Genomic DNA, 23,411 nt, shown 5'->3' with positions numbered 1-23,411 from the left:
CCCTTCCGGCCTGCTCAGCTCCGGCGCTGGTGGGCGGCGGCCAGGATGAGGTAGCAGCTCGCTGTCCAGGTGTAGGCGCGGTCGCGCAAACCGGCGCCGGTTTCGGCGTCGAAGTTCTCGGCGAAGCCGGATTCCTCGCACAGCGCCCGGAAGCGTTCACTGATGCTGTCGGCGAGGTCGGTGTAGCCGGCGCGGCGCAGCCCGTCCTCGATGAGCACGGTGGACGGGGCCCAGATGGGGCCGCGCCAGTATCCGTCGGCGGCGTAGTCCGGGGAGTCGGGTGGTTCGGTGGCCAGGCCGTGGTCGGTCAGGTGGCCGGCGATGCGCGTGGCGAGGGCGGCAGCGATCTCGGTGGGCAGGTCGTCGCCGAGCACGATCGGCATGAGATCGAGCAGGCTGGTGCCGGCCCGCGTGGTCCCGGAGCGGACGGACCGCGAGACGAACCTGGACTCCTGCCACAGCTCGTGCAGCAGCGCCGCGCGGATGGTGTCGGCGGTCTCGCGCCATCGGCGGACGTCGTCGGGCCGGCCGAGGGTGTCGGCGAGGGCCGCGAGTTCCCGTAGTTGCAGGATCAGGAAGGCGCTCAGGTCGCCGGTCTCGATGACGCGGTCGCCGTCGAAGGTGGTGGCGTTGTCCCAGCCGCTGTCGTTGCCGTGGTGGTAGTGCGGTAGGTGGTGGCCGGGCGCCCGGCGCTGGTCCAGCCAGAACCGGGTCCAGGCGGCCAGGCCGGCGTAGGCGTCGGCCAGCTGTTCCCGGCTGGGCGGGGCCTGGGCCCGGAGCCGCCGCAGGGCCCAGCCGTGGATCGGTGGTTTGACGAAGTTGTACAGCACCTCGGAGTGGGTGACCGAGTCGGGCAGCGCCCCGGTCGGGTCCTGGTGGTCGAAGGGCAGCCGGAACTGGTCCCAGGCCAGCGCGGGGTCGCCGGCGGCGAGGGCCAGGGCGTTGAAGCAGTGGTCCCAGCTCCAGACCTTGTCCATCCAGTGCTTGGACATCAGCACGCCGGGCCGGGCCAGGAATCCGGCCGGGTCGACGGTCGCCGACCACAGCACGTACGCGGCGAGTTCGGCGGCCGGGGTCGTCGTGCCGCGCCACGGGGCCACCGCGTCGACGAAGGTTCGGAACTGCCGGTCCGCCGCGGTGACGACGTCGTCGAACGAGGTTCCCGCGGGCACGGTGAACGGCGCCCGGCCGGTCCGGTATTCCTCGATCGCGATCTCCCAGCCGGCGCAGTCGGGCAGGGTGAGGTGGCGGTCTCCGGAGCCCAGCAGCTCCAGCCCGGCGCTGCCGGCGATCGCGCCGTGCAGCACGGTGATCCGGTACCGGCGCCCGGTCTCGTAGGAGGTCAGCACGTAGCCGCCGGCCACCGGATCCTGGTAGAGGTAGCACCCGCTGAACGGCGTCAGGGCGGTGGCGGCGACGGCGATGCGCAGTCCCAGGCCCGTGCCGCGGAGGCGGATCGTGTCGGCGTTCTGGTAGGCCAGCTCGATCCCGGCCGGGCCCGGGGTGTGGCGGGCGTGCCAGGCCAGCCGGGACGGGGTGGCGACCACGGTGGTGTCGGCCCGGGTGCCGCCGTGCAGGGGTACGAGACGCAGGACGGGATGCATGCCGGTCTGGTGCGAGACCAGGTGCAGGTCGTCGGAGACGGTCTTCTCGGCGATGACCGGGGAGACGTTCAACCACGATCCGCGGTACGAGAACGGGATGTCGTGGATGGCGAAGGTGGGGCCCTGCACGGTGCCTGCTTTCTTCCGGTACGGGCCGGTCAGTCCTTGACCGCGCCGGCGGTGACCCCGGCCGCGACGTACCGCTGGGCGATGATCAGCAGGATCGTGGCCGGGACGGAGGCGACCACGGCGGTGGCCATGATGGCGTTCCATTGCTGGTTGTTGTTGCCGATGTAGTGGTAAATCGCGGCGGCCTGGCTGAGCTCGTCGGGGATGCCGGCCATGAACGCGGTGAAGAGCACGCCGGCCTTGAGGTAGATCGCGTAGAAACCCATCGCCATGATGATGCCCGGGATCATCTGGGCGATCAGGAGTATGAAGCTGATCGCCGGTCCGCCCGCCGGGCGCAGTTTCGCCAGGGCGTAGCCGGCCGGGGCGGCCAGCACGACGGTCAGCACGACAGTGCCGAGGCCGACCAGCAGGCTGGTGCCCAGGTAGGGCAGCCGCTGGTCGAGGACGGCCCGGTAGCCCTCGATGGTGTCGTCGAACGGGAACAGGTGCGGTGGGCTGGCGCGCATGTCGGTGTCCTTGGTGAAGGACACGTTGATCATCCAGTAGACCGGGAACAGCATGACGGCGGTGAGCAGGACCCCGACGGCGGTTCGCAGGTGCCGGGTCATGACAGCTCCTGGCGGCGCTGGACCCGGATGTACAGCATGCCGTACAGCAGCGCCATGACGATGAGAAGGTTGCCGAAGGCGGCTCCGGGGCCGAAGTCGGGCAGCAGGCTGCCGAAGCCCTGTCGAGCCCGGCGAACGGCGCGTTCACTTGGCGGCGGAGGCGGCGCTCGCCTGGGCGGCGGTCAGCGCGTCCTGCGGCGACTTCGACCCGCTCAGCGCCGCCTGCACCGCGGTCCGGAGCGGCTCGGAGATCCTCGGATACTTCGTGCCCAGCCCGTCGCCGGTACGGCCCCTGGCCACCTTGACCGCGTCGACCCACACCTTCAGGGCGGGGGTCCGGGCGATCTGCCGCTGCTGGACGGCGTCGGTGGGGCCGACGTAGGACAGGGTGGTGTCCGTGGCCAGGAGGTTGTCGCTGCCGGTCAGGCACGTGACGATCTTCGCGCTGGTGGCGTACCGCCGGGTCGAGTTCTGGACCGGGATCGAGACGAACTCGCCGCCGGTGGGCGCCGGGGCCGTTCCACCCGCGGCGGCCGGGATGGGGATGATGCCGTACGCGAAGCCGGCCTTCTCGGCGTTGACCAGCTGCCAGGTGCCGTTCTCGGCGAAGGCGTAGTCGCCGGTGGCGAATTCCTGCCAGCTGGTGGTCTGGGTGTTGTTGATGACCGAGTTTGGGGCGTGGTCCGCCTTGAGCCAGCCGGTCCACAGCTGCAGCGCCGAGACCGCCTGCGGCGAGTCGAGCCGGGTGAGCTGGGCGCCGGAGCCCCCGAACCAGGGCAGGAACTGGAAGCTGCCCTCCTCGGTGCCGATGCCGGAGAAGGTGATGCCCTTCCTGCCGGCCGCCTTGACCTTCCGCAGGGCGGCGTTCAGGCCCGCCCAGTCGGTGACGGCGGCCGGGTCGACTCCGGCCGCGGCCAGGACCTGCTTGTTGTAGTAGAGCGCGAGGGTGTTGGCGCCGATCGGCACTCCGTAGGTGTTGCCGCCGGCCTGCCCGGCGCCGAGCAGGTTGGGCAGCATCGCCGAGGTGTCGTGCGGGTACGGATCCCAGATCTGGTAGGTGCCGGTGGCCGCGTCGTCCGATTCGCGGCCGGTGGAGCCGGACGAGCAGGCGGGCAGTGAGGTGGTGACCACGACGGCGGCCAATGCGGCGGCCGAGGCCCGTCGCGCCCGAGGAGAGAGTGGCATGCGGCGACTCCTTGATCTTCGAGGGGGACGCGGCGAACCGATTCGACGAATCGATTCGCCGCGAGAGTAGGACCGGCCCCGCCACCGGTCAAGCCCCATAGCGTTCGCTGGTACCGTCATTGACATCCATCAACGTGGGCATCTACGCTTTTTGGCGAATCGATTCGACGATCAGGCCGACGATGATCAGTGCGTCATGATGCCGGGGACGCGGGCACGAGCTCGCCACGCGGCAGCGCTGGAGGACGAGATGAACATCGGTGAGATCGCCCGCAGGGCGGGAGTGTCCCGCAGCACCGTCTCGTACGCCCTCAGCGGCAAGCGGCCCGTGACCGAGGAGACCCGAGGGCGGATCCAGGCGGTGATCGACGAACTCGGCTACCGGCCCAACGCCGCCGCGCGGGCGCTCAAGGAGGGCCGCACCCGCACTCTCGGTCTGGTCATCCCCCCGGCCAGCCTGCGTCTGACCGACATGCAGCTCAGCTTCGTCGCCAGCGTCGTCGAAGCGGCGGCCCGGGCCGACCTGGACGTGTTGCTGTCGCCGTCCGGAGGCGACCACGACCGGTCCTTCGAGCGCATCGTCTCCGGCCGGCGCGTCGACGGTGTCATCCTCATGGAGATCCGCCTCGAGGACGAACGCGTCGCCCGGCTGCAACAGGCCGGCCTGCCGTTCGTCACCATCGGACACACCGCCCACCCGCACGGCACGTGCTGGGTCGACGTCGACTACGGGACCCTCATCGCCCGCTGCGTGCACCACCTGGCCGACCTCGGCCACCGGCAGATCGCCCTGATCAACCGGTCGGCCGAGTTGGTCGCCGCCGGCTACGGCCCCGCCCACCGCGCCCTGCAGGGGTTCACCGAGGCGGCCACCCAGCGCGGCATCGGCAGCCTCACCGTGACCTGTGGCGACGACGCCGCCGCCGGGGAGGACTGCATCGAACGGCTCCGCGAGGACCACCCCGAGATCACCGCGGCGGTCACCCTCAACGAGGCCGCGCTCCCCGGCATCCAGCGCGGGCTGGAACGCGCCGGTGTCACCGTTCCCCGCGACTTCTCCATCGCCGGTGTCGCCGCCCGGCACTGGGCCGAGGACTTCCGTCCGCAGCTCACGGCGGCCGACGTGCCCACCCTGGAGATGGGCGCGGGCGCTGTCGACCTGCTGCTCGAACGCATCGCGGCTCCCGAGGCGTCCCCGCGTCACCTGCTGCTGACCCCGCCGATCTCGCTGCGCGCGAGCACCGGCCCCGCCCCGATCCGCTAGCCGGGTCCCGTTCACGCCGGGACGAGCCACCGCTCGTCCCGGCGATTCCCCCTGCCCACCCGCACCCCGAACAGGAGATCCCCGTGTCCCTACGCCGCCGTTTCGCCGCCGGACTGATGTCCGGCACGCTGCTGCTCGGCTTCGCCTCCCCCGCCCGAGCCGCCAACGAGAGCATCAGCATCGACTTCTCCGTCGCCGGGGGCACTCCCACCTACCGGGCTTCCGGCTGGATCTACGGAATGACCGAGGACGGCGCCGGGCCCGCCGACCACTTCTACACCGACCTGAAGTTCCGGGCGATGCGCGCCGGCGGCGCCCAGCTCGACCAGCCCGGCGGCTGGGTCTCCGGCCGCTACCAACGGCGCTGGGACGCCACCCGGGCCCAGATCCTGCGCACCGCGGCCCTGGGCGGAACCTTCGTGCTCCTCCCCCACGACCTGTGGGGCGCCGACGGCTACCCCATCTCCCGCTTCCCGGGCGACAACGGCGACTGGACCGACTACGACAGGTTCCTCACCCGCGTCATCGCCGACGTGCGCGCGACCGGCGTGCCCGTGCAGTGGGACATCTGGAACGAGCCCAACCTCGGCCTCTTCTGGAACCGCCCGCAGGCCCAGTACTTCGCCCTGTGGCAACGCACCTACCAGCGGCTGCGCGCCGACATGCCGACCACGCCCCTGGTGGGGCCCAGCTTCGCCGGAGTGCCGTCCACCGGCGGGTGGTGGACCCAGTACCTCGACTACGTCAAGGCCAACAACGTCGTACCCGACATCTTCAGCTGGCACAGCCTGCCCGGGGACCCGGTCGCCAACGTCGCCACCGCCAACAGCACCCTCGGCGCCCGCGGCATCGCGCATCCCCGCCCGTACCAGATCAACGAGTACGGCGACCCGGGGGAACAGAACCCGGGTGACGGCTCCTGGTACATCGCCCGCCTCGAACGCGCCGGCGCCGACGGGCTGCGCGCCAACTGGGCCAGCACCGCCAACCTGCACAACGACCTCGGCAACCTGCTCGTGCGCAACGCCGCGGGCCAGCACCAGCCCAAGGGCGAGTGGTGGGTCTACCGCTCCTACGCCGGACAGACCGGCGTGATCGCCTCCACCACACCCAGCCCCGCGTACGACGCGTTCGCCACCAAGAACACCGGCGTCGCCAACATTCTCGTCGGAGGGGGCGGCACCACCGGCGCCATCGCGGTACGCATCAACCGCATCGACGCCACGAGCGGCATCGTCGCCGGCAACCAGGTCCGGGTACGCGTACAGCGCATCCCCTACAACAACGGTGGCGCGGTCGCCGGCCCCACCACGGTCTCGGACTCGGTCGTCACGCTCTCCGGCAACGCCACCACGGTGAACCTCGACCACAGCAACGCCGACGACACCTTCACCATCACCCTGCTACCCCCCTCGGAGCGCAGCTTCCAGACCGTCGCTGTCGCCCAGCACAGCCAACAGTGCCTGGACAACACCAACCTGGCCACCGGCGACGGCAACCGGCAGCAGCAGTACTACTGCGAAGGCGGTGACCAGCAGCTCTGGAACTTCCGGCCGGTCGCCGGGGCGGCGGGCACCTACACCGTGGTCAACCAGCAGAGCGGCAAATGCCTCGACGTCAACGGCGCCGGCACCGCCGACGGAGCCGCCGTCCAGCAGTGGACCTGCCTGACCGGGGCCACCAACCAGCAGTTCACCCTGCGCAAGGTCACCTACAGCGGCAACGACTCCCACGACTACCAGCTCGTGGCCCGGCACAGCGGGAAGTGCGTAGACGTCAGCGAGATCTCCACCGCGGCGCACGCGGTCGTCCACCAGTGGACCTGCATCCCCGCCGGCCAGGGCAACCCGCTCAACCAGACGTGGCGCCTGCTCGGCCGCTGAGCCGACAAGGCGCGACCGGTGGCCCAACACCCGAGACGCCCGGCTCCGCGGAGCCGGGCGTCCCGCGGCGGCGGCACCGCCGTGACGAGGGTGGTCAGAGCGTGGCGAGCTCGTTCACCCGCGCCTTGACGTGAATCGTGCACTTCTTCGTGACGTGGCCGTGCTTCACGGTCAGCGTGTACCGGTGGGAGACGTAGGTGTTGGCCGGGCCGGCGCACGGGAAGTCCAGTGTGGCGGAGTCCTTGGCGCCGTACTCGCCGTAGAGGCCGGGGCCGTCGACCGCCAGTGTCGCCTTGGCGGCGCCCTTGACCTTCCATTCGAGCACCACCGGCCGGCCCGGGAAACGCACCGCATCCGTGCCGGATTCACAGGTCGGCTTCTGCTTGACCCGGAAATACACGATGCTCACGCCGGCGCGCTTCTTCGCCACAGGCCTCACGGCGTGGGAATTCTCGGTGATCTTCGCGGGGGTGGAATCGGCCGCGCCGGCCGGCTTGGCCTTCTTGGCCGGCTTCGGCGGCTTGGACGAGCTCTTCAGCGGGCTGTTGACGGAGACCGGAGTGGGTTCGCCGGCAGCCGGCCGAGCCAGTGCGCAACCGCTCCCTCCCGCGAGAACAACCGCGGAGATTAGAACGGGAATGTACCAACGGCGCTTCTTCGCCGCCGATGAAGCGGTGTATACATTCGGCACTTCAAGTCCTCCTCAGTAGTTGCTGTGGCACTGAGGAGAACTCTAGGAACAGAGCATCGCCGCCGACGGGACGAGCAATTCTCCTGGCACGAAGCCGGTACCCCGATGGTGGGGCGACCGCGTTGCCGGGGCGAGCGCGCACCCGTCACACTCTGCGGTATGGAAACCTCGGAGAGTGTGCCCGCTCCCCTGTCGACGTTCTCGCTGGCCGTGGCCACCCGATCCGCTGTGGAGCGCCTGGCGCCGCAGGAGCTCGAGCTCCTGGACGACACGCTGACCGCCTGGGAGCGGCACGACCTGCCTCGCCGGCGTGACCGTCGCGCGGCGGCCGGCACCGTCGGCCTGGGAGTCGACATCGCGCTGGTCACCGAGACGGTGCTGGCGGTGCTCACCGGCGCGGCCACCGAGGTGCTCGGCACGGTCGCCACCGACGCTTGGCAGCGGCGCCCCCGCTGGCGGCGCAGGACCCGGGCGGACCGCGGGCCCGCGGCGCAGCACCGGTTCGCCCTGACCGCCGGGGAGGCTGACCGGTTGCGCGAGGCGTGCCGCCGGCACGGTCAGACCCTGGGGCTCTCCGCCGAGCAGGCCGACCTGCTCGCCGATGCCGTACACGGCGCCATCGAGGGCCCGGCGCACCGGTGAGGCGGCCGACGGCCGACCTCGGCCGGATGTACGGTCTGCTCTTCCTGCTGCTGGGGGCCATCGGGCTGAACGCCGGATGGATCGCCTCGATGTCGTACGCCATCGGGGCGCACACCCGTTTCGACGCGTGCATGGCCGACGCGGGCACCCTGTGGCCGGCCCCGGACCTGGCCGGGACGGAGGCGACCCGTCGGGAGCTCGGGGCCTGCCTGCGGCCGATCACCCAGCCCTGGGCACTGATCATGCTCGCCGGTGCTCTCACCGCGTTCGCGCTCACCGCCCTGCTGGCCGTCGCGGGCGCCGCTCGGATGCGCCGCCTGCTTCGCGCGGCGGGCCGGGCGAGCGGACCGGCGGCGGACGCCGCCACCGCCCGTTTCGCCGACCTGTGCTGGGAACAGGGGGCAAGCGGCACACGGCGGCCGCAGATTCACATCCTGCGGCCCGGCGCACGCTTCACCCAGCCCTTCACCACGGCCGGCGCGGGGCGGCCGGTGGTGGTGATACCGGCGGCGGTCGCCTGCGCGGGTCCGGACGTGCTGGACGCTGTGGTCCGGCACGAACTGGCGCACGTCCGGTCCCGGGACGTGTGGCTCGCCGCCGGCGCGTGGTGGTCGGGGTGGACCGGCGTCCTGCTGCCCGCGGTGTGCGCGGCGCCCCTTCTCGACCCGCGCCGGGCCACCGCTCCCGGGTACGGCGCCGGGCTGCTCGTCGCCGCGGTTCTCGGTGGACTGTTGTTGGCGCTGCGGGCCCACATGCTGCGGCTGCGCGAGCTCGTCGCCGATCAGGCCGCCGCCGTACCCCCGGCGCAGCCCGGCGCGTTCGCCCAGCTGCTGCGTGCCGGGCAGCGGCCCGCCGGACGCCTGCGCTCGCTGCTCGCCGTACACCCGGACACCGCGACCCGGATCCGGGCGCTGAGCACCGGGACCGCCGGCACCGACGGCGGCTTCCTTCCGTCGGCGGTCACCGCCCTCGTGTCGATCATCGCCGTACAACCGGTCTACCAGGTGTTCCTGCACTGGGTCGGCTGGGCCGGGCCGTCATCGCGACCGCTGTTCGCGGTCGCGGGCGGGCTCGTCGCCGTGCTGCTGATCCCGGTCTGGGCCCGCCGGTACGCCGCCGACCCGCGGGCGCCGTGGTGGCCGCCGGTGCTCGGCGTCGCCCTGGGCGGGGCGGCCGGGTTCTTCCTGCCGGGACCGGGGCTGCCGGTCAGCCCGGGCGGCCGCGCGCTGAGCATGAACTGGATCACCGGACCGCTGCTGGTGCTGGCCCTCGGCGGGACAGCCGTTCTGCTGGTCGCCCTGGCGTACGGCGTGCAACCGGACCGACGCGGGCAGCTGCTCGCGGCGACGGTGGCCGGCATGGGCGTGGCCGCGGTGACGATGCCCGCGGCCGTACAGGTGGTCATCGAGTGGTCCAGCGGCATGCTGCCGCCCACCTTCCTGCGGCTGGCGATGTTCTACGGCGCCGCTCTGTGGGACGCCGAGCCGGCGGTGGCGTTCGTGGCGGTCGCCGCCCTCGCGGTGGTCGCCGCCCGGTCCGCGCCGCACCCCCGGCCGGCGCCGCGACCGGTGTTCAGCCTGCTCGTCGCCGTGGTGGTCACCGCGGCCGCGGCCGGCGTGCTGATCACCCTGGTGCGCCAGTCGCCGGACGGCGATCCGGTCGCCGACTTGCCGCTGCTCTGGCACCGGTGGTGGGTGTCGGCCCTGGCGGGCGTCGTCGCGCTGACCGTGCTGCTGACCCGCGCGCCGGCCGGCCGCACCACCACCCTGCGACTGGCCGGGGCGATGACCGCGGCCGCGGCGGTCACCCTCGCCGCGGCGGTCGCCCAGTTCGCCGCCCGGACCGTCGCCACCGGCTGGGACGACGACTATCAACCGTGGCTGCTCGGCCAGTACGTGACCGTGCCGCTGCGCCTGCTGCTGTTGATGAGCGCGGTGGTGGCGCCGGTCGCGCTGCTCGCGGCCCGGCCCGTACGGCGCAGGCCCGGACGATGGAGCACCCCGCTCGCCGCAGCCGTCACCGGACTGGTGTGCGCCGCCGTGATGTTCGGCGCGGGCGAGATCCTCACCGGCGGGGTGGCGGACGCGCGCAGCCTCGCCGCGAAGGCGCAGCCGGCACCGTCCACCACCGCGAGCACCGCCCCGCCGACACCGACAGCCTTGAGTGGCGTCCTGACGCCGGCGCAGGCCCGGCACGCGGTCGACGCCGCCGGCGCCGTGCTGCCCGGTTGGACCACCAACCCTTCCCTGACCGGCGGCGGCGACGACAAGTCGGCGTGCGCCGCCGCACTGGTGACTCCGCCGACCGCCGAGCCGGACGTGGAAGCCGCCAGGGGCTTCTCCGCGACGCCGGAAAGCCAGCCACCGACCGGCGCGCACATCGTCGTGACGGTGGAGTCGTACCGGCAGACGCCCAGGCCGGAGGCGGTGTTCGCCCCGCTGCGACAGGAGATCGACGCGTGCGGCTCGTACACCGAGCCGAACCCGGAGTCGTCCGACGGCCGCAGCCACATGCGGCTGTCCGTCCGGGAGCCGGGGTCGACCGGGTATCCCGCGTTCGCCTACGGCCTCGTCCGTACCGACAAGGGAGCGCGTGGGCTGTCCGCGGTCACCACCGTGCACGCGGTGATCGTGGTGGTCGGCCACCAGGTGGTGAGCGTCGGGACCATCCTGCCCTTCATCGGTGAGCCGCCCGAACGCCGGTTGGCCGCACTGGATGCCACGGCGGCGCGGGTGCTGGCCGAGGTGATCCATAACCTGGGCGGCTGATCCGGGCGGCGCCGGGACGTGACCCCGTCTCGGTGACGGCACCCCGCCTGCCCCGGCCGTGCGGTCGACGGGGTACCGGTCCGTCGGGGCCGGGTGTTAGATGAGGTCGTCATGACCATCATCGAGCTGGGCGACCCCGGCTCCGCCGCGACGGCGCCCGCACGACGCCGTCGTGAGCACGACGTCGTCCGGCGCTGGGCGGCCGCCGCCGTGGCCGCCCTCTGCGCTGCCACGCTCACCGGCTCGGCCGTCTCCGGGTCGGCCGTGGTCCGGCCCCGGTGGAGCGTCGCCCTCAGCCTGACCAGCCTCGTCGACGTGGCCCGCGACGCGGTGTTCGTCCAGTCCATCAACGCGGGCTCCCAGGTCACGGCGTACGAGCTGGGCAGCGGGGCGGTCCGCTGGTCGCGAGGGCTGCCCCGGCCGCGCGGCCGGATGACGGCCCGGGTGCCCGGTGCGGTGCTGGTTCCGATTCTGCTCGAGGGGACGGCCGCGCTCGATCCGCGTACGGGGGCGGAGATGTGGCGGCTGCCCGGCGACATCGTGTTCGCGACGCCCGGGACCGCTCTGCTCGCGCAGCCGGACCGGACGCTGGTGCTGGTCCGGATGGCCGACGGCGGGCGGATCTGGTCGCGGGCGATCGAGGGGGACGAGTCCTGGGCGGTCGTCGGTCCGGAACGGCAGCGGATCGTGGCCGCCACCCCGGACGGCCGGCTCCGGGTGTTGCGCCTGAGCGACGGTGCTGTGCTGTCGCAGGGCCGCGTGGACAACGGCAGCGGCGTACCCGTCCGCAACGGCCTCGTGGCCGAGTCCGGCCGGTTGTTCGTCAACCGGCTGGAGGCGGACCGGGCGGTGGTGACCGCGTACGACCTCGACACGCTGCGGCAGCGCTGGCGGTACGGGCAGTCGGCGACGGACGAGATCGTGACCGGGCCGGCGGCTCGCGCGTGCGGCGTCGTGCTGTGCTTCGCCGACGGCACCACGACCGTCGGGCTTGATCCGGGCACCGGCACCGTTCGCTGGCGTGCGGCGGGTCTCGTCAACGCCGTACCGGTCACCGGGCAGAACAGGGTGCTGGCCGACAGCGGCGACACCGGCAGCAGTGCGCTGATCGACCCCACCACGGGCACCGTCGTGGCGTCGCTGGGCGCGGGCACCGCCGTGCGGGACGCCGTCCGCGCCGTGCCGGCGTACTATCTGCGCCCGGCCGCCCCGGACGGACGCCGCGTCGCGGCCGGCCGGATCGACCTGGCGACCGGCGGGTGGCAACTGCGCGGCATCATCGGGGCCGTCGGCCCGCAGGGCTGCACGGCCGTCGCGGACACCCTGGTCTGCGGCACGAAGGACGGCCGGCTGACCGTCACCGACGTCGGCTGAGCCGCGCGCACGTGGCGGCGTGGGCCTAGTGTCGCGGCTGACGCTCATCGTGGAGAGGGACCAGTCATGGCGAGAACCGCGGTATCCACCGAGGCGGCTCCGGCGGCCATCGGGCCGTACAGTCAGGCGATCGTCGCGGGCGGGTTCGTCTTCTGTTCCGGGACGCCGGGCATCGACCCGGCCACCGGCGTCCTCGCCGAGGGCATCGAGGCCCAGACCGAGCAGGCCCTGCGCAACCTCGCCGCGATCCTCGCCGCCGCCGGCTCCTCGATGGCCGCGCTGGTCAAGACGACGATCTTCTACACGAACGTCGAGGACTTCCCGCTGATCAACGAGGTCTACGCCCGGCACGTGCCGGACCCGGCGCCCGCCCGCTCGGCGCCGGCCAACGCGGTGCTGCCGCGCGGCATCCTCATCTCCATCGAGGCGATCGCGCAGGTCGAGGCCTGACCGGCCGGCGACGGTGCGCCCGGCCGCCGGCGCGGCCGGGCGCCGGGGCCTACCCGGTCTGGCCCGGGCGGTCCACGATGGCCATCCTGCGATAGATCACCTGCCGGTACAGGTCGCCCTTGCGCCCGTCGCCGGTCCCGCGCTCGTCGTCGACCGCGATCAGTCGATCGCCGATCAGCGTGTACGTCTGCCGGTCGAAGAGCAGCTCCTGCGACAGGTAACCCTCCACCACCCGGCCCAGCCCGATCGCCGGGTGCCCGTCGAGGTTGACCGCGTCCGGGTTGACCTTCATGCCCGGCTGCCGGGCGAGGTAGCGGAAGACGGCCGCCTTGACCTCGGGCGGCAGCACGTACTGGCCGGCCAGCGCGTCGGGCGCCGCCATCACCCCGCCCTCGGGATGCTCGACGTAGGCGGCGATCGCCTCCGGCGTGGTCAGCTTGACGATCTGCGACCAGGGGACGAAGGCGAAATACGCGCCGTCCTGGCCCTGCCGCCGCACGTCCAGCCGGCCGTCGCGCATCGACGCCTGCACCTGGCCGTCGATCCGGTTCCACGTCTGGACCTTGCGGTACCGGGCCCGGCCGGGCAGCAGCGCGCCGTTCGGCGCCTTCTGCTCGTACGCCGGCGGGTTGCGCATCTCCTGGGTCTCGACGTACATGAACTGGGTCGGGGCCGGATCGGTCCACGTCTCCTGCTCGACCGTCCACGCCGCGTTCTCCAGCACCTGGGCCGCGTCGACCGGGCGCAGGTACGGCAGGCCGGCAGCCTGGGTGTGGTTCGGCCGCTGCGGCGGGACCGGCGGCGTCACCCGGGTCCCGCCGCCGGCGTTGCCGATCGCCACCGCCGCGACGACCGTCGCCGCCACCGCGACACCGGCGGCGATCGGGACCCGCAGCCGCCACGAGGCTCGGGCCCGGGGCGCCATCCGGCCCCGCAGGGCGGTCCGGGCCCGCTGCTCGGCCGCCGCGGACGGCTCCGGGTCCGGGCCGAAGGTCTCCCGCAGAATGCTGATCTCGTCCATCATTCGTCCACCTCGATCTCGGCGCCCAGCGCCTGCCGCATGTCCTGTCGTGCCCGGTGCAGCCGGGACCGGGCCGTGCCCGCGGGTATGCCGAGCGCCTCGGCGGCCTCCTGCTGGGTGAGCCCGGCCCAGGCGACCAGCAGCAGGACGGCCCGTACCGGTTCCGGCAGCCGCCGCAGGGCCTCGGCGAGCCGGCCCCGCACGGCCGCCGCGTCGAGCCGTCCGGCGACCGCGTCGGCGTGGCTGTCGGCCGCGCCGGCGTCCCGCCCGCCGGCCCGGGCGAGCGCCCGATAGCGCCGCAACTCGGCCCGGACGTGCCGGGCCACCAGGTTCGAGGCGATCCCGAACAGCCAGGGCCGCGGGTCGCCGCGGGCCGGATCGAAGGTGTGCCGGCGATCGAACGCGGTCAGGAACGTCTCCGACGCCACGTCCTCGGCCAGGTCGGGGCCGAGCCGGCGGGCCACGTACGCGTAGATGGTGCGGTAGTGCCGGTCGAAGATCGCCGTGAAGTCCCGCTCGATGAGGTGAGCGCCGGCGTCCAAGCCCGTGGTGCCCGGTTGTTCCACAGGGTGCATCACACCCTTACTTCGCCGGAGCCGGGAAGAGTGTTCGGCCGAACGGCTGCGGCCGGTTGGGGACCCGGGCGCCCGGCGTCGGCTAGGGTGCGCACGTGATCAGCGAGCGCTCCCCCGCCCGGCCACCCATGGCCTGGGCGCCGGTCGCCGCGGTGGCCGCCGCCGTCGCCGTGCTGCTCGCCGCCACGTCGAACGGCTACGGCTATCACCGCGACGAACTCTACTTCCGCCTGCTCGGCGACCACCCCGCGTGGGGCTACGTCGACCAGCCACCGGCCACGCCGCTGCTCGCCCGCGCCACCGCGGAGATCGCCGGTGATCACCTGTGGGCGTTGCGCCTGCCCGGCGCGCTGGCCCTCGCCGTCACCGTGGTCCTGACCGCGATGCTCGCCCGGGAGTTCGGCGGCGGCCGCGGCGCGCAACTGCTCGCGGCCGCCGGCGCCGGCGGCGCGTTCCCGCTGACCTTCGGCCATGTGCTGCTCACCGCGACGCTCGACCTGCCGATGACCGCGGCCGTCCTGCTCTGCGTCGTCAAGGCGCTGCGCGCCGATCCCCGCTGGTGGCTCGGGGCCGGCGCCCTGACCGGGCTGGCGCTCTACAACAAGCACCTGGTGACGCTCACCCTGATCGCCATCGGTGCGGGACTCGCGATCGTGGGACCGCGCCGCGTGCTGTGGTCCCGGTGGCTGTGGTCCGGCGTCGCCCTCGCCGCGCTCGTCGGCCTGCCCAACCTCGTCTACCAGATCGCGCACGACTGGCCCCAGCTGACCATGGCCCGGGCGATCGAGCAGGACAAGGGCGCCGACTCGCGGACGCTGTTCCTGCCCCTGCAACTCGCCCTCCTCGGGTTCTTCCTGGTGCCGGTCTGGGTGGCCGGGCTGGTGCGGCTGCTGCGGGATCCGGCGCTGCGCACGGTACGGGCCCTGGCGGTCGCGTACCCGGCGGTGTGCGTGCTGATCCTGGTCACCGGCGGGCAGCCGTACTACGACCTGGGCCTGGTGCTGGCCCTGTTCGCGGCGGGCGCCGAGCCGGCCGTGCGGTGGCTGACCGCCCGGCGCCGGCGTCGATGGGCCTTCGCGGGCGCCTTCGCGCTGAATCTCGCGATCTCGGCCGTGGTGGCGCTCCCGCTGCTGCCCGTCGGCACGCTGGGCCGGACGCCGATCGGCGACATCAGCCAGGCCACCAGCGACCAGGTCGGGTGGCCGGTGTACGTCGGCCAGGTCGCCGGTGTGGTGGACACGCTGCCCGCGGCCGAGCGCGCACGGACCGCCATCATCACCGCGAACTACGGCGAGGCGGGCGCGCTGGAACTGCTGGGCGGCCGGCACGACCTCCCGCCCATCCACAGTGGACAGAACGAGCTGTGGTTCCGCGGCGGACCGGCCGAGGGCACGTCGACCATCATCGCGGTGGGATACTTCCCGCAACGGCTCGCCGGGGACTTCGCCTCCTGCGCGGTGGCGCGCGAGCTGGACAACGGCGTCGCTGTCCCGAACGAGGAGCAGGGCCTGCCGGTGACGGTGTGCCGCGGGCCGGAGGGAACGTGGGCGGATCTCTGGCCACGCTTCCTGCACTACTCGTGAGGCCCCACGACCGATGATCGGCGCTCTGGTCACGGGGGCCGGCAGCCCCGACGGCATCGGCTCGGCGATCGCCGCCGCCCTGGTGGCCGACGGCTTCCGGGTGGTGGTCACCGCGACCACCGACCGCGTGCACGAGCGGGCCCGCGACCTCGGCGCGGCCGCCGGCCTGGTCGCCGACCTGCGCGACCGCGATCAGGTACGACGGCTGGTCGAGCAGGCCACCGCGGCGGTCGGCGAGATCGGCGTGCTGGTCAACAACGCCGGGATGGCGCAGACCGGGCACGAGGACCGCGCCGCCGCACTGGGCGACCTCGATCCGGACGAGTTCGACCGGCAACTGGCCATCACGTTGACCACCTGCTTCAACGTGACCAGGCTGGTGCTGCCCGGCATGATCGCCCGCGGGTACGGCCGGGTCGTCAACATCTCGTCGGTCACCGGTCCCCTGGTGACCGTGCCGGGACAGTCGGCGTACGCGGCCGCGAAGGCCGGCATGGACGGGCTGACCCGTACGTGGGCGCTGGAGTCCGCCCCGCACGGCGTGACCGTGAACAGCGTGGCGCCCGGCTGGATCGCCACCGCATCGAGCACCCCCGAGGAACTCCGGGCCGGCGCCGCCGCGCCGGTGGGACGCCCCGGCCGGCCGGACGAGGTGGCGGCCGTGGTCGCCTTTCTCGCCTCGCCCAGGGCCAGCTACGTCACCGGTCAGGTGCTGGTGGTCGACGGCGGCAATCTGCTGGACGAACGGCGGGCCTGAGCACGCTCACCGCCGGATCGAGCGCAGCCACAGGATCAGCGGCACGAGGGTCGCCGCGGCGAGCAGAACGAACATCACGGAGCCGGCCGGCGTCGCGACGTCGGAGGCGGGATCGGCGCGGTGACCGAACCACTGGTCGACCGCGACGCCGACCGCCTCGATCTCCCAGAAGACCAGCCCGGCTCCGGCGAGGAAGACGCCAGACGGCCGGCGCCGCCAGAGCAGCACGGCCACGATCGCCAGGGCGGGCAGCCACACCGCCAGGTCCTGGACGTGGATCGGGTTGGTGGTCAGGCCGGTCCCGGCCAGGAAGCCGGGCGGATCCTCACCCAGGTCGGGCACGATCAACCGCAGCCAGGCCAGCGCGTTGAGCGCGGCCACGGTCAGGATGAACGCGGCCAGGCCGCGCGCGGGCAGCCGGCTGTCCGGCGCCAGGGGCGGCCGGGGATCGAGCAGCGCGCTGACCAGTGACCACAGCGACAGCCCGAGCAGAGCGACATAGGCCAGGAACAACTCGTTGAACGGGGTGGCGTACACCAGCAGGGTGGCGTTGTAGGTGAGGTAGCCGAGCGCGCCGATCAGGGCGGCCCGGCCCCGCACCGAGCCCCGGGCCGAGGTGACCAGCCCGACCGCGAGCACCGGCAGCGCCAGGGCGAACATGGTGAGCGCGGTGCCGCGCGCGGAGCCGTTCATCACCGGCGTCCCGTTGAGGATCCCCGTCACGAAGAACGTGGGAACGGCCGCGACCAGCACCAGGGCGGCGACCACGACGCAGAGGCGCTGGGTACGGCGGCTCACACCCTCGGTGGACCGCCGAACGTCGTCGGCCACTGTCATCGACATCACGATCACGTCCCTCTCGCCGGTAGTCCGCGCCTCATCGCGCCTTCGCCCCCACGGCATGTCCGCGCCGGGGCGACGTGGACTGTCGGCGCCGGCGTCGCATGGTCCAGGCGTCGGTGGGAAATTCCTGGGTGAGGAGGTAGGCCAGGCCGGCCGCCAGGACCAGGTTCGGAATCTCCTCCAGCCCCAGCGGGGTGATCCCGACCAGGAACACGATGGCGGCGAGCAGGCCCCCCTTGACGAGTCGACCGCGGCTGAGGATGAGCGCAGCGGTGATGGTCTCGAAGGCGAGCATGAAGACGCCGAACGCCAGCGGGTTCGGTTCGGTCAACGACGTTCCGATATCGCGATAGATCCCCCACGGCGCGTGGGCGGCGAAGTCGACGTAGCTGCGGGGGTTCGTCGCGATCAACGCACCGTGGATCCCCAGGCCCATCGCGCCGAAGAACAGACCGATGAAGATCCTCGCGGGCTGGGGCCTCCGGAAACAGAACGCGGCCAACGCAACGGTGAACGCTCCCCAGACGAGGAATCCGCGCATGACGACCCCCTACGGCCAGTGACCACGCTAGGTGGCGCGCGCGGGCCCGAAGCAGTGCCGAAGGTCCCCTGGTCAAGCACCAAGGTCCTCGCCGGCTTCCGCGGCTGCGGGCCGGGCGAGGTGGCTCGCCCGGCCCGGCGCCGGTGTGCTACTTGACGACCTTCACCGTGGCCGTCGACGTGAACGCCTGCTGCGCCCCGTCACGGACGAAGTCGGCCGTCAGGGTCAGCGACACGGCGTCGCCCCGCGGGACGTTGTTGTCGAGGTCGGCCCGGTCGAATGTGACGAACAGCGTGCGGCCGACGAGCCTCGCATGGGTGGCCTTGACGGGCGACCGGGACAGCGGCGTCATCAGCGTGACGGCGCCGTCGAGCCGGTAGCCGGCCGGTACGCGCATCGTGGCCGCGACGGCGCCGTGGACCCCGGTGAAGACCCCGGTCGGCGAGCGGAGGTCGATCGTCGAGGGTACGAACCGCAGGGCGCCCGGCAGGTCCCGCGGTGTCGCGTACACCTCGATCTTGCCGGCCGGCCGGGGGTCGGTGCAGTCGTTGAAGAAGTACTCGCCGGCTCGGCCGAAGGTGAACGCGAAGCGTTCCCCGGGCCGCAGGCGCGGGTTGAAGAGGCCCTCGAAGTACTGGGTCGCGCAGTGCGGCAGCCGGTTCGGGAAGTTCGGGAACGTCTCGGCGCCCGGGTTCACGAACGTCACGGTGGTGCCGACCGGGACCCGCAGGTGAGTGGGGGCCATGCCGCGCTGTGAAGTGCTGTCCGCCGCCGGGGCGGTGTCGGTCGTGCGGTCCGGGCGGGCCAGGTACACGGTGTTGTCGACGGTTGCCCCCTCGACCGCTGCGCCCTGGACGGGGCGGCGGATGGTCAGCGGCGCCGGGTCGGGGCCCTCCTGGCTGCCGGACTCGGTCGTGTAGGTGCCGCCGAGCTTGAACGCCCACAGCGAGTCGCCCTGGGTCACCGAGGCGCCGTACGGATTGGTGGCCCCGGCGGCCAGGACGGCGACGTACTGCTCGCCGCGGACGGTGTAGGTGATCGGTGCGCCGGAGATGCCCGAGCCGGTCTGGAACTGCCACAGGACCTTGCCGGTGCGGGCGTCCATCGCCAGGAAGCGGCCGTCGATCTGGCCGACGAACAGCAGGTCGCTGGCGGTCGTCAGCGGGCCCTGGCCGTGGGCCATGTCGGTGCCCAGGTGGTTGCGCCACTTCACGTCGCCGGTGGAGGCGTCGTAGGCGAGGATGCCGCCGGTCTGGTACTGGCCGATCGCGCGTTGCCCGTTGGTGGCGGCGCCGTTCCAGTGCGCCGCCGGGTTCACGCCGTACGGGTAGTAGACCATGTTGGTGCTGTGGCTGTACGAGTCGTTCGACCAGTCGCCGCCGCCGTTGGGGCTGGTGGTGGACAGGATCGGCAGGTCCCACTGCGGGTCGTACAGGCATCCCCGGCGGTGGTCCGCCGGGTAGCCCGCCGGATAGGTCAGGAAGGGCGCGTCGGCCTTGACGTAGCTGTCGGGATCGAAGACCAGGTTGCCCTCCGCGTCCGGCTGGTAGCCGTTGTAGTTGGGCACGGCGCGCCACGGATCGCCGGGGACGGTGCGCGGGTCGAGTTTCTGCCAGACCACGCACTCGGGCAGCAGGCGCTTGGCGGGAAACGGCTGGGTCGCCGCGTTGTTCTGCCGCGAGTCCTGGATCATCGGCCGGTCGGCGACGGGCAGCACGGGCCGGCCGTTGGTGCGGTCGAGCACGAACTGGTGGCCGGACTTGCTGCCGTAGAACAGCACCTTGCGCGGCCGGCCGCCGACCGTGATGTCGGCCAGCGTGGGCGGGTGCACGTTGTCCATGTCCCAGATGTCGTGCCGGATCGACTGGTAGTGCCACTTGTACCGGCCGGTCTTCAGGTCGACCGCGACGATGGTGTCGGAGAACAGGTTGTCGCCCGGGCGCTGCGAGCCGTCCTGGGAGGTCCGGCAGCTGCGCGGGTTGCCGAAGGCCATGTAGTAGGTGCCCAGCCGGGGGTCGGCGGCGCCGTGCATCCACGGTGTCGCGCCGCCCGCGAGGTTGCACTGGGTGCCGTCGGGCAGGGTGGGGCCCCAGGTGCCGCCGGCGTCGACCGACCTGCCGTTGACGTCGGTGAAGATCATGCCGCGTTCGGGGCCGCCGAAGAAGTGCCACAGATGGCTGCCGTCGGCGGCGCGTACGGCGACCACCGCGGCGCGGTCGCCGTTGGCCGCGTGGGCGTAGACCACGCCGTCGTGGTAGACGGTGGCGACCCGGTCGATGCTGCCCAGGTCGACGCCGGCCTGGGCGGACGGTTGCACGGCCCAGAGCTGCCGGCCGGTGTCCTTGTCGAGGGCGACGATGCGGTCGCCGCCGGCCAGCGTGAAGACCTTGCCGTCTCCGATGGAGACGCCGCGCCGGGTGTCCGCGGTCGCGAAGCCCTGCGGCGCCCATTTCCATTTCGGCCAGCCGGTGGCGCCGTCGACGGCGATCACCTGGCCGCCGGGTGTGTCGAGGTAGATGACCCCGTCGGCGACGACGGGTGTGGTCTGCTGGCCGACGTCGTCGCTGGCCGGTGCGACAGCCGAGACGTGCGTGCGCCAGGCGGGGCCGAGCCGGTCGAGGTCGCGCCGGGTGATCCCGGTGAGTCCGGAGTAGTGCTGGTTGCCGAGGTTGCCGCCGACGTTGGGCATGTCCGCCCCGGTGGGCGCCGTCCCGGACACCGGCGGGCGCGCCGCCGCCGTGGACGGCAGCGCCAGGACAGCCGGCGGGCCGGTGGCGACCGCGAGGGCGAGCAGGGTCGGGGCGAGGATGCGTCTCTTCATCGGTTGCCTTCCGCTTGGGGGTTGCGGGCCAGATGGGCGCGGGCCGCGGTGATGGCCAGCCGGGCGTGTTCCTTGCCGCCGACCTGGGCGATCAGCGTGGCCCGGGGGATCTCGAGCGCATAGGGCAGGCCGGGCGGCAGGGCGGCGAGGATGCCGTGGACGTCGATGCCGCCCTCGCCGGGGAACAGGCGCTCGAACCGTGCGGTGTGGATGAGGTCCTCGTTGGTGGTCGGAACCGCCGGTGGGGCGTCGCAGACGTGCGCGAAGTGGAACCATTCCGCCGGTAGCTGACGCAGATCGGCGATGCTGGAGCCGGATCGGGCGAAGTGCAGCAGGTCGACCAGGATGCCGGCGTTGGGCTGGCCGGCGCCGCGCAGCACGCGGACCGCCGCCTTCAGGTCGGGCGTCTCGGTCCAGGACGGGAATTCCAGGTCCACGGTGAGCCCCAGCGGCCGGGCCAGCTCGCAGAGCTGGGCGAAGCGGTCGGTCTTGCGCGCGTGGTCGGGGTCGGGCAGCTGGGTGATGACGTGCCGGGCGCCCAGTTCCGCGCCGGCCTGCAGGAACCGTTCGAAGTCGCGGGGGTTGTCGTCGGGGCCGATCCGGGCGAGCTCGATGTCGAGAACCTCGATGCCGGTGGCGGCCAGCCGTACCTTGGTGGTTCTCATCAGGGCGGGGTCGGTGGCCAGCGGGTAGTGCGGCTCCTGCGGGGTCACCCGGGTCAGCCGCAGGCCCACGTACCGGTAGCCGGCGTCGGCGGCGGCGTCGACGAGTTCGGGCGGCGACAGGCTCAGGGCGGTGAGGTGGGCCAGGGAGAAGTCCGGCTGGGTGGTGGTGGCGGTGCTGTGCCGCAACGACAGCAGCCGCTGTTCGCGGTGGGCGGCCATGCGTACCGGCGCGCTGACCGGACCGCCGTATCCGTCGTACGCGCCGAGGCGCTGCACGACCGCGAAGAAGGTGCGGGAGCTCAGCATCGTCGTGTAGAAGTGCAGGTACGCCCCGGACTCGTCGCGGTCGTACAGGATGGAGTTCTCGCGCAGCGTGGCGAGCAGATCCGCCGGCAGGGCGAACCGCGCGTCCAGGTCGGCGTAGTAGTTGTCCGGGATCGGCAGCAGCGGGGCGCCGGCGGCACGCATGCCGCGGGCGGCGGCGATCGCGTCGTCGGTGGCGAACGCGATGTGCTGCGGATTCGGTACGGGCGGGGCCCAGTCGCCGCGGCGCATCGGCGCGGTGTTGAGCGTGATCCTCATCCGGTGGGCGGGATCGATGACCGCCCGGCTGCGGATCGGTCCGAACGGCGCCGCGATCTCCGAGGTCGCCCCGACGTTCAGTCCGAGCACCGCGCGGTAGAAGAGGGCGGCCTCGTCGAAGTCGTCGATCGTGTCGGTGAGCGTGACGTGGTCGGTGCCGGTGACCGTGGCCGGGCCTTCCGCGGCCGGCTCGCCCGGCTCGAAGTCACCCAGCCAGCCGTCGTTGCGCACCAGGAAGATCGAGGTGCCGTCGGGTGCGGCGATGGAGGGCAGGTCGGCCTCCCCCGGCCGGCGCAGGCGGGGAAGGACCGGGGCGAGCAGCCGCTCCGCCCGCCGGGTGGCCGCGACCGGGTCGGTGCTCTCGACCGCCAGCGCGCACACCGTTGCCGTGCCCGGCGCGACGGTGCGCTGAGCGGCGTAGTTGAGCAGCACCCGCGCCCCGCCCTGCTGCCACAGCTGCACGGGTTTCGAGCGGTGGCGCCCGGTGGGGGCGAAACCGAGCGCCCGCAGGCCGTCGGCGATCGTGGGTCCGGAGACCGCGTCGACCGCCAGCTCGGTGAAGACGATCCGGCCCAGGCCGGGCGCCGGTGGCAGATCCCGCATCCCGGCCGAGGGCGCCGACTCCTGCAGAGCGAGCATCGACCGCATGCCGTTGATGGCGGCGTGCCGGGGGTCCGCCTGCCGGTACACGTCGTCGGAGACCTCGAGGGTCAGCGGTCCGTCGTAGCCGGTGCTCAGCACGCTGCCCAGGAAGCCGGTCAGGTCGTACGAGCCGAGGCCGGGGAACAGGCGGTGATGGCTGCTGCGCTCGGCCGTGTCCATGACCGTACGGGCCGCGTCGGCCAGCTGGACGTGGAAGATCTTGTCACCGGGTATCACCCGCAGTCCGGTGCTGTCGGTGCGGGACAGGACGTGGAAGCTGTCGAGGCAGAGGCCCAGCGCGGGGTGCCCGGCGCGGCGGACGATGCGCCACGCGTGTGCGGCGGTGCTGACGAAGCGGCCCCAGGCGAGGGCCTCGTAGGCGATGCGCAGGCCGCGCCCGGCGGCGAGATCGGCGAGGGTGTGCAGCTGCTCGGCCGCGAGGTCGTCGTCGTCCACCGCTTCGCCCGACATCGTGGAGCCGACGACGACGGTACGCACGCCGATCTGCTCCAGGACGTCGAAGGTGCGGCTCGCGCGGCGCAGGTTGTCGGCGAACGTGCCGGGCGGCACCGCCTCGATGTCGGTCAGCGCCTGGTACGCCTCGACGCCGAGGCCCCGCCGTGCGCATTCCTCACCGATGCGCCGGGGCGACCACGACGACGCGACGAGATCGCGGCCGGCGAGCTCGACGCCGTGGAACCGGGCGGCCGCGGCGGCGGCCAGCTTGTCCTCGAGGGTTCCGGACAGACACGCGGTGGCGATGGTCAGCTGGGCGGGCAT

18 protein-coding genes are annotated in these 23,411 nt (G+C 72.9%); 8 read left to right on the top strand and 10 right to left on the bottom strand.

All coding sequences use genetic code 11. The features are described 5' to 3' along the window. Positions 1–14 precede the first annotated feature (14 nt). From Ani05nite_RS02720 to Ani05nite_RS02710, 3 genes are all read right to left on the bottom strand, one after another. Positions 15–1,733: an amylo-alpha-1,6-glucosidase gene (locus tag Ani05nite_RS02720; RefSeq protein WP_239129140.1), complete on the bottom strand. Its 1,719-nt coding sequence runs from the start codon at positions 1,731–1,733 to the stop codon at positions 15–17. Between the two features lie 29 nt (positions 1,734–1,762). After that, entirely contained in the window at positions 1,763–2,344 is a 582-nt protein-coding gene (locus Ani05nite_RS02715) for a carbohydrate ABC transporter permease (RefSeq protein WP_203764087.1), read from the bottom strand. A 144-nt stretch (positions 2,345–2,488) separates the two neighbouring features. After that, a complete protein-coding gene (locus Ani05nite_RS02710; protein WP_203764074.1) occupies positions 2,489–3,529 on the bottom strand; it encodes a sugar ABC transporter substrate-binding protein in 1,041 nt (346 codons plus the stop codon). A 250-nt stretch (positions 3,530–3,779) separates the two neighbouring features. Here Ani05nite_RS02710 and Ani05nite_RS02705 point away from each other — a divergent pair, with 250 nt between their 5' ends. Further along, complete coding sequence (locus Ani05nite_RS02705) at positions 3,780–4,793, top strand: LacI family DNA-binding transcriptional regulator (protein ID WP_203764072.1); 1,014 nt, start codon at positions 3,780–3,782, stop codon at positions 4,791–4,793. Positions 4,794–4,876: 83 nt separating this feature from the next. Continuing rightward, a complete protein-coding gene (locus Ani05nite_RS02700; protein ID WP_239129138.1) occupies positions 4,877–6,676 on the top strand; it encodes an RICIN domain-containing protein in 1,800 nt (599 codons plus the stop codon). Positions 6,677–6,770: 94 nt separating this feature from the next. Here the strand turns inward: Ani05nite_RS02700 and Ani05nite_RS02695 are convergent, their stop codons facing one another. Beyond that, positions 6,771–7,367, bottom strand: coding sequence for a hypothetical protein (locus Ani05nite_RS02695; RefSeq protein WP_203764070.1), 597 nt, complete (start codon positions 7,365–7,367; stop codon positions 6,771–6,773). Between the two features lie 159 nt (positions 7,368–7,526). On the opposite strand from Ani05nite_RS02695, the gene Ani05nite_RS02690 reads away from it, so the two are divergent. The 4 genes from Ani05nite_RS02690 to Ani05nite_RS02675 all read left to right on the top strand — a co-directional run bounded on the left by Ani05nite_RS02690 (position 7,527) and on the right by Ani05nite_RS02675 (position 12,601). Further along, on the top strand, positions 7,527–8,009 hold the full coding sequence (locus tag Ani05nite_RS02690; protein WP_203764068.1) for a hypothetical protein: 483 nt from the start codon (positions 7,527–7,529) through the stop codon (positions 8,007–8,009). Further along, positions 8,006–10,777, top strand: a complete 2,772-nt coding sequence (locus Ani05nite_RS02685; RefSeq protein WP_203764066.1) for a M48 family metalloprotease — start codon at positions 8,006–8,008, stop codon at positions 10,775–10,777. Before Ani05nite_RS02690 ends, Ani05nite_RS02685 begins: the two co-directional genes overlap by 4 nt. Before the next feature lie 111 nt (positions 10,778–10,888). After that, positions 10,889–12,151 carry an outer membrane protein assembly factor BamB family protein gene (locus Ani05nite_RS02680; RefSeq protein WP_203764064.1) on the top strand — a complete coding sequence of 421 codons (1,263 nt, stop codon included), beginning with the start codon at positions 10,889–10,891 and terminating at the stop codon, positions 12,149–12,151. Positions 12,152–12,217: 66 nt separating this feature from the next. Then, positions 12,218–12,601 (top strand): Rid family detoxifying hydrolase, encoded by a 384-nt coding sequence (locus tag Ani05nite_RS02675; protein ID WP_203764060.1) that lies wholly within the window; start codon positions 12,218–12,220, stop codon positions 12,599–12,601. Between the two features lie 49 nt (positions 12,602–12,650). On the opposite strand, the gene Ani05nite_RS02670 is transcribed toward Ani05nite_RS02675, so the two are convergent. Both Ani05nite_RS02670 and Ani05nite_RS02665 read right to left on the bottom strand, forming a co-directional pair. Then, positions 12,651–13,625 carry a hypothetical protein gene (locus tag Ani05nite_RS02670; RefSeq protein WP_203764058.1) on the bottom strand — a complete coding sequence of 325 codons (975 nt, stop codon included), beginning with the start codon at positions 13,623–13,625 and terminating at the stop codon, positions 12,651–12,653. Continuing rightward, entirely contained in the window at positions 13,622–14,188 is a 567-nt protein-coding gene (locus Ani05nite_RS02665; protein ID WP_239129137.1) for an RNA polymerase sigma factor, read from the bottom strand. The genes Ani05nite_RS02670 and Ani05nite_RS02665 overlap by 4 nt, the downstream gene beginning before the upstream one ends. Before the next feature lie 104 nt (positions 14,189–14,292). On the opposite strand from Ani05nite_RS02665, the gene Ani05nite_RS02660 reads away from it, so the two are divergent. Both Ani05nite_RS02660 and Ani05nite_RS02655 read left to right on the top strand, forming a co-directional pair. Further along, the gene (locus Ani05nite_RS02660) at positions 14,293–15,780 is read left to right on the top strand and encodes a glycosyltransferase family 39 protein (protein WP_239129134.1); all 1,488 of its coding nucleotides are present in this window, start codon (positions 14,293–14,295) and stop codon (positions 15,778–15,780) included. A 13-nt stretch (positions 15,781–15,793) separates the two neighbouring features. Further along, positions 15,794–16,537 (top strand): SDR family NAD(P)-dependent oxidoreductase, encoded by a 744-nt coding sequence (locus Ani05nite_RS02655; RefSeq protein ID WP_203764054.1) that lies wholly within the window; start codon positions 15,794–15,796, stop codon positions 16,535–16,537. A gap of 6 nt (positions 16,538–16,543) precedes the next feature. Here Ani05nite_RS02655 and Ani05nite_RS02650 read toward each other — a convergent pair whose 3' ends face one another. The 4 genes from Ani05nite_RS02650 to Ani05nite_RS02635 all read right to left on the bottom strand — a co-directional run bounded on the left by Ani05nite_RS02650 (position 16,544) and on the right by Ani05nite_RS02635 (position 23,411). Beyond that, positions 16,544–17,374, bottom strand: coding sequence for a hypothetical protein (locus Ani05nite_RS02650; RefSeq protein ID WP_203764052.1), 831 nt, complete (start codon positions 17,372–17,374; stop codon positions 16,544–16,546). Positions 17,375–17,414: 40 nt separating this feature from the next. After that, positions 17,415–17,921: a hypothetical protein gene (locus tag Ani05nite_RS02645; protein WP_203764049.1), complete on the bottom strand. Its 507-nt coding sequence runs from the start codon at positions 17,919–17,921 to the stop codon at positions 17,415–17,417. A gap of 148 nt (positions 17,922–18,069) precedes the next feature. Continuing rightward, the gene (locus Ani05nite_RS02640; protein ID WP_203764046.1) at positions 18,070–20,742 is read right to left on the bottom strand and encodes an outer membrane protein assembly factor BamB family protein; all 2,673 of its coding nucleotides are present in this window, start codon (positions 20,740–20,742) and stop codon (positions 18,070–18,072) included. Continuing rightward, on the bottom strand, positions 20,739–23,411 hold the full coding sequence (locus tag Ani05nite_RS02635) for a TIM barrel protein (RefSeq protein ID WP_203764037.1): 2,673 nt from the start codon (positions 23,409–23,411) through the stop codon (positions 20,739–20,741). The genes Ani05nite_RS02640 and Ani05nite_RS02635 overlap by 4 nt, the downstream gene beginning before the upstream one ends.

Origin of the sequence: Actinoplanes nipponensis, from assembly GCF_016862275.1 — a bacterium.
In the GTDB taxonomy this organism is placed as follows: Bacteria; Actinomycetota; Actinomycetes; order Mycobacteriales; family Micromonosporaceae; genus Actinoplanes; species Actinoplanes nipponensis.
Note: the sequence above shows the minus strand (reverse complement) of the source record. Positions and strands in the feature narration are given on the sequence as shown.

Bases quoted from the DNA above. Each gene is read 5' to 3' on its own strand.
- Ani05nite_RS02715 (WP_203764087.1), bottom strand. From the start codon at position 2,344: ATGACCCGGCACCTGCGAACCGCCGTCGGGGTCCTGCTCACCGCCGTC.
- Ani05nite_RS02710 (WP_203764074.1), bottom strand. From the start codon at position 3,529: ATGCCACTCTCTCCTCGGGCGCGACGGGCCTCGGCCGCCGCATTGGCC.
- Ani05nite_RS02705 (WP_203764072.1), top strand. From the start codon at position 3,780: ATGAACATCGGTGAGATCGCCCGCAGGGCGGGAGTGTCCCGCAGCACC.
- Ani05nite_RS02690 (WP_203764068.1), top strand. From the start codon at position 7,527: ATGGAAACCTCGGAGAGTGTGCCCGCTCCCCTGTCGACGTTCTCGCTG.
- Ani05nite_RS02680 (WP_203764064.1), top strand. From the start codon at position 10,889: ATGACCATCATCGAGCTGGGCGACCCCGGCTCCGCCGCGACGGCGCCC.
- Ani05nite_RS02675 (WP_203764060.1), top strand. From the start codon at position 12,218: ATGGCGAGAACCGCGGTATCCACCGAGGCGGCTCCGGCGGCCATCGGG.
- Ani05nite_RS02670 (WP_203764058.1), bottom strand. From the start codon at position 13,625: ATGATGGACGAGATCAGCATTCTGCGGGAGACCTTCGGCCCGGACCCG.
- Ani05nite_RS02655 (WP_203764054.1), top strand. From the start codon at position 15,794: ATGATCGGCGCTCTGGTCACGGGGGCCGGCAGCCCCGACGGCATCGGC.
- Ani05nite_RS02650 (WP_203764052.1), bottom strand. From the start codon at position 17,374: ATGACAGTGGCCGACGACGTTCGGCGGTCCACCGAGGGTGTGAGCCGC.
- Ani05nite_RS02645 (WP_203764049.1), bottom strand. From the start codon at position 17,921: ATGCGCGGATTCCTCGTCTGGGGAGCGTTCACCGTTGCGTTGGCCGCG.
- Ani05nite_RS02640 (WP_203764046.1), bottom strand. From the start codon at position 20,742: ATGAAGAGACGCATCCTCGCCCCGACCCTGCTCGCCCTCGCGGTCGCC.
- Ani05nite_RS02635 (WP_203764037.1), bottom strand. From the start codon at position 23,411: ATGCCCGCCCAGCTGACCATCGCCACCGCGTGTCTGTCCGGAACCCTC.